The sequence below is a fragment of the Methyloceanibacter marginalis genome, assembly GCF_001723295.1.
GTDB classification, from domain to species: Bacteria; Pseudomonadota; Alphaproteobacteria; order Rhizobiales; family Methyloligellaceae; genus Methyloceanibacter; species Methyloceanibacter marginalis.
This window is the reverse complement of record NZ_LPWD01000436.1, coordinates 1-4552: the sequence shown is the minus strand read 5'-3', so window position 1 is coordinate 4552 and position 4552 is coordinate 1. Positions and strand designations below refer to the sequence as shown.

The following is a 4552-nucleotide window of genomic DNA, read 5'->3' as shown; positions in this document are numbered from 1 at the left end:
GCCGGAAATCGATCTGATCATCGCCACGAAAGACCAAACAGTTGCCGAAGTCGGAGTGGATGCCCCCGAGGCATTCGACAACGTGGTGGTGGTCAGTTCGCCTGTCGCCGAAGGAATTGCCTTGATCCGCGCCCCGCTTGCTGGGCCCAGCCGTGGCGCCGAAGCTGAGCGCGCGCTGAAAGCCACCTATTGCGGCCCGCATAAGAGCTCAAACCCTGATCCCTCAGGCCCGTGACTTCTTCCGGACACGTGGCGGACGCCGCCGGGCCAACGATGAAATATGGTCCGGCGCCTCGGCCGGCGCGTGACGCTCGATGCGTACGCCCGGGAAGATGATGATCTCACCGAGCGTCCCTTCGACGGGCTTGCCAGCCGCGGCGTCCTCGGTTCGGCGGAATTCCAGAATGGTCGCCATGCTCAAGTCTCCACGGATTACCCCACGCGACGCGCGATGGTGTGGCGCGCGTGCGCCTCTCGCGAATTAGGCCCCAAGTAAGGTTAACGGACTCCTAACCCGGAAAACCCACTCAAGCCCGGACCAGATCGCCATCTAGAAAGTGCCGCCCCGCTCTGTCTTCCACTTCGATGATCCAAAGATCGGGATCGAACTCGATTTGCCGCGCCAGATAGATGCTGACCTCCTGTGGTGTCGCCGCCTTTCCGTCGAGGCAACGAACCCAGCGCCGGTCCGTATCGCTGCCCTCCAGCCCCGCCGGCGCAGGGCCGTAAAGGCACACGGTTCCATCGAGCCTATCGATCGAGATGAAGATCGCCCCTGCTTCGGAGTCGCCGCGGCGCACGATGACCACAGGCACGGCCTGAGCCTGACAGCGGCGCAGATACGCGCTGACCCAAATCTCGCTTCTTAAACGCATGGCGCGAGACTAACGCGAAAATCAGGGGTGTGCGGCGGTCTTTGTGAGATCTTGGCCCGTCACACGTTGAAACTCAGAGAGGAGCTCCGGCGTGATTTGTCCGGTCTCCTCAAGGTTGCGGTCGCGCTGGAAGGCGCTGATCGCATGCGACGTGTTCTCTCCCCATGCCCCATCGACCGGGCCAGGCGCATAGCCGAGATCGGCGAGAACTTGCTGCACGCGCATCACCGTTCCGTACTCTTCCGCGTTCGCGGCGATGCTGTCGGAAGCGGCGACGGATCCCGTCGCGGCCGACGGAGCGACGCTGTCGCCAAGCAGAATTTGACGCAATAAATCGTCGCTGGGGAGGCCCGTCACGGCCAATCCCTCTTTGGTTTGAAACGATGAGATGGCCGCACGTGTCTTGCCGGACAACTGGCCGTCCACTTGCCCCACGTCATAGCCCCGGGCCGAAAGCTCTCGCTGAACTGCCCTGACGACGAGCTGGGATTCGCCAGCATCGGAGGCCAAGGGCGCCAGATCCGTGCTGACAGGCGGCATGCTGAGATCGGCGGGAGGCTCAGTCAAAGGCGGTGTCTCAAGCTCGGAGGCGGCATCCCTTGGCGCGACGGGGATCGTCTTCGTCGCGACCTGGCGCAGTACGGTCGTGGCCGGCGCGCTGGCGACGCCGTGCGGTTCGTGCTCCTGAAGATAGAGCGCGTTGTAGATGATCGTTCCGGTCAGGCCGAGAAAGGCCAGGAACACGAGTCGCGCTGAAACTACGCCCATTGCTTCCGTCAACGTTTGAGAATCGAGGGCGGAAGAGCACCCCGCCCCTCCGCGTGCATCTTGGCGGCGGAAACTAAAGAGTTACTAAACGAGCGCCGGGGGGCGCCCTCATGCAGCCGAGACCGTGGGCGCCTCCGCCGGGGCTTCGACCGCCTCAGACGGAGCATGGAGCGGAAGGACGATCCGCGCCGTGGTGCCCTTGCCGAGCGTGCTGGTAAGCTCAAGAGTTCCGCCATGAAGGCGGGCAAGACCCCTCACCACCGACAGTCCAAGCCCGGCGCCTTCATGGCTGCGGTCGTATGAGCCCTTGGCCTGCACAAATGGACTGCCGAGACGCGGCAGGTCTTGGTCGGCAATGCCGATTCCGTTGTCGGACACCGCGAAGACGACGGTGTCATCCTCGAAGCTTGCCGAAACCTTCACCCATCCGTCGGGCTCGGTAAACTTGATGGCATTGGAAATCACGTTGAGCAACATCTGCTTGCACGCACGCTTGTCGGCGGCAAGCTCCGGGATCCCGCGCGAAACATCGACTTTCAGAGACAAGCTCTTCTGTTCCGCCGTGTGGCGCATGATGTCGCAACATGAATTCACCAGCGAAGCGACGTCAAACGGCTCCTTCACGATCGTAAACTTGCCTGCCTCGATCTTCGACATGTCGAGAATGTCGTTGACCACATTGAGCAGATGCTCGCCGCTCTCGTGGATCAGCCGCGCGTAATCCCGGTAGCGCACTTCGCCGAGCGCACCGAATAGCTCGCGATTGAGAATCTCGGAGAAGCCGATAATCGCGTTGAGCGGTGTGCGGAGTTCGTGGCTCATGCTCGCAAGAAATTGCGTCTTGGCTCGGCTCGCGCCTTCCGCCTCGTCCCGGGCGCGCAGCAGCACGGACTCTTGCACCTTATACTCGGAGATATCGCGGGTGACGGCAACGATGCCGGACCTGTCGCCACCCTCGGTCGGCGGCATCGGCCGGCAGCGCATCTCCACCCAAGCGTAGCGTGCAGCATCGCCAGCCCCGGCGCGGCGCACGCGGAACTCCACCGCCATCGCTTCGTTGTTAGCCTGGCAGCGGGAGAGCGCCGTCAGATAAGCCGGCCGGTCGGCTACATGCACATGCTCGAACAGACTGTCTCCCAGAAGCTTCTGCACGGGCTCGCCCAAGAGGTGTTGCCCAGCGGGTGACATGAAGGTCACGCGGCCTTTCGCGTCGTGGCGCGTGATCATGTCGTTGACGTTCTCGGCCAGCAGCCTATAGCGCTCTTCGCCGGCACGGATGGCGTTCTCCGATTGCTTGTGGACCATCTGCACCATGGCGGCCAATCCGGCCGCATAGGCCATGGCGGACGCCACGCCGAGGAACGAGAACGCATCCGCCGGCAGCGGCAATGTGAGGGGCGCCGGTACCATTCCGGCCATACCGAGAAGCGCAAGGACCGCGAGGCCAAGTGCGGCCGCGCCCGCCGCCCAGGCGACAATGCGCCGGTCGGTGGCAAGTCCGGCCTCGAGCGGCACGACGACAAGCCATGGCAGGAGAGCGGAACCGAGGCCGCCCGTCAGCCACGCGCAATAGGTGATAAGACCCGCGAAATTCGCGGCCGAGATCAAATGCGCGGCGGCGAACCTGCCCGTCCGCGACAGGAAGATGGCGATGGCGATGGGCGACAGGAGCCAAAGAAACGCCGCGGCCCCGAGCAGCGACGGCTTTCCGCCCACCACCAGATAAATGGGAAACACGCACAGGGCCAGAAGGCCGCCAAGCAGACGGGACGCGATGAAGGATTGGTGGCGCGCGATGGTTAGCGCATCGCCTCGCGCCGTCCCATGGACCAGCGACTCGAAATAGGCGGCCAGCCCACGGACACTCTCACGACTAAACACACGCATCTCAGAGCGGCGAGTCGCCGCTACCGTCCCCGAATTATCTTTGGTCGTGGATTATTCGCGCCCGCGCTTAAGGAAAGCATAAAGCGCCGCTAGCCGCGGATTGAGGGCCGTTCTACGCTGGTTTGGGGCGGACCACGACGACCAAGCGGCGCAAACCCTTAACCGTTTGCTTCCGGCTTTAGTTAAATTCTCCGTGCAATAGAGATTAATTTGAAACAAGTATTACCAAAGTCCAAATCGTGTGAATGTTAGAATCGAGTGGAATTTTCGTTTCAAACTTTATTGATTGCAGAGAAGGTCCTTTATTTCATTTGAGCTATAGTGTTCCAATCTGCAGGGGAATGCAGAAAAAATGCGGAATACAAACCGCAGTCAACAGAGAGGGCAAACCGATGATGTTCCTGTTTAGGTCAGCCTTTTGGCTGCTGATCCTCGTCTTGCTGGTCCCAACCGATGAAGGCCAGCAGAACCAGATCTACGGCACCGCGCAGGCCGCCGTGAACGACGTGGTGAGCTTCTGCGACCGCAATCCGCAGACCTGCGCCACGGGTCAAGACGCCTTCACCGTCTTGGTCCAGAAAGCGCAGTACGGCGCTCAGATGATGATGGCTCTGGTCGAAGGACAGACCGATTCTCTTTCGCTTGGCGGCAGCTACTCCGAGCCCGTGGCCATGCCGGGCGACGGCTCCGTGATGCCGGTCCCCTCGGCCGTGCCGATGGAGCCCGCGACCTGGGGCCCGACCGCAACGCAAGACACGCTCAGCCCCCAGGACCGCGAAGCGGCTTGGGGCGGGCCGGGCGTCTAAACGGCCCAACTCCCAGCACCTGCCGTGGGCGCGTGCCTTCTGCCGGCTGAATAAGAAAAGTGATTGGCAGCCCCCCGCCCTGCCGATCGGGGGTGCGCAGTTGGGAAGGTTCCTGCCCTTTCCCTCCCAAACTGCGCGCCCTTCTTTTTACGAAGGCCAGTCGCAGCCTGCCGCATGGCGAACTATATTGAGTCCATGGACGTCGCGACGGACAAC

At 62.3% G+C, this 4552-nt stretch carries 6 protein-coding genes; 2 read left to right on the top strand and 4 right to left on the bottom strand.

The genetic code is table 11. The features are described from left to right. On the top strand, positions 1 to 235 hold a 235-nt coding region (locus tag AUC71_RS19815; protein ID WP_158007890.1), incomplete at its 5' end, for an ATP-dependent DNA helicase RecG. Here AUC71_RS19815 and AUC71_RS15195 read toward each other — a convergent pair. The 4 genes from AUC71_RS15195 to AUC71_RS15180 all read right to left on the bottom strand — a co-directional run bounded on the left by AUC71_RS15195 (position 224) and on the right by AUC71_RS15180 (position 3530). Continuing rightward, the gene (locus AUC71_RS15195) at positions 224 to 415 is read right to left on the bottom strand and encodes a hypothetical protein (RefSeq protein ID WP_069624920.1); all 192 of its coding nucleotides are present in this window, start codon (positions 413 to 415) and stop codon (positions 224 to 226) included. The two genes, AUC71_RS19815 and AUC71_RS15195, sit on opposite strands and share 12 nt — an antisense overlap. A gap of 112 nt (positions 416 to 527) precedes the next feature. Then, positions 528 to 875 carry a DUF1491 family protein gene (locus tag AUC71_RS15190; RefSeq protein ID WP_069624919.1) on the bottom strand — a complete coding sequence of 116 codons (348 nt, stop codon included), beginning with the start codon at positions 873 to 875 and terminating at the stop codon, positions 528 to 530. Positions 876 to 896: 21 nt separating this feature from the next. Continuing rightward, positions 897 to 1643 (bottom strand): peptidoglycan-binding protein, encoded by a 747-nt coding sequence (locus AUC71_RS15185; protein ID WP_083238471.1) that lies wholly within the window; start codon positions 1641 to 1643, stop codon positions 897 to 899. Positions 1644 to 1751: 108 nt separating this feature from the next. Next, on the bottom strand, positions 1752 to 3530 hold the full coding sequence (locus tag AUC71_RS15180) for a PAS domain-containing sensor histidine kinase (RefSeq protein ID WP_069624917.1): 1779 nt from the start codon (positions 3528 to 3530) through the stop codon (positions 1752 to 1754). A 392-nt stretch (positions 3531 to 3922) separates the two neighbouring features. On the opposite strand from AUC71_RS15180, the gene AUC71_RS15175 reads away from it, so the two are divergent. After that, on the top strand, positions 3923 to 4336 hold the full coding sequence (locus AUC71_RS15175) for a DUF5330 domain-containing protein (protein WP_141701756.1): 414 nt from the start codon (positions 3923 to 3925) through the stop codon (positions 4334 to 4336). The last annotated feature ends 216 nt before the right edge of the window (positions 4337 to 4552 follow it).

What these genes read in the sequence shown, in the direction of transcription:
- AUC71_RS15195 (WP_069624920.1), bottom strand. Translation starts at nt 415, where the DNA reads ATGGCGACCATTCTGGAATTCCGCCGAACCGAGGACGCCGCGGCTGGC.
- AUC71_RS15190 (WP_069624919.1), bottom strand. Translation starts at nt 875, where the DNA reads ATGCGTTTAAGAAGCGAGATTTGGGTCAGCGCGTATCTGCGCCGCTGT.
- AUC71_RS15185 (WP_083238471.1), bottom strand. Translation starts at nt 1,643, where the DNA reads ATGGGCGTAGTTTCAGCGCGACTCGTGTTCCTGGCCTTTCTCGGCCTG.
- AUC71_RS15180 (WP_069624917.1), bottom strand. Translation starts at nt 3,530, where the DNA reads ATGCGTGTGTTTAGTCGTGAGAGTGTCCGTGGGCTGGCCGCCTATTTC.
- AUC71_RS15175 (WP_141701756.1), top strand. Translation starts at nt 3,923, where the DNA reads ATGATGTTCCTGTTTAGGTCAGCCTTTTGGCTGCTGATCCTCGTCTTG.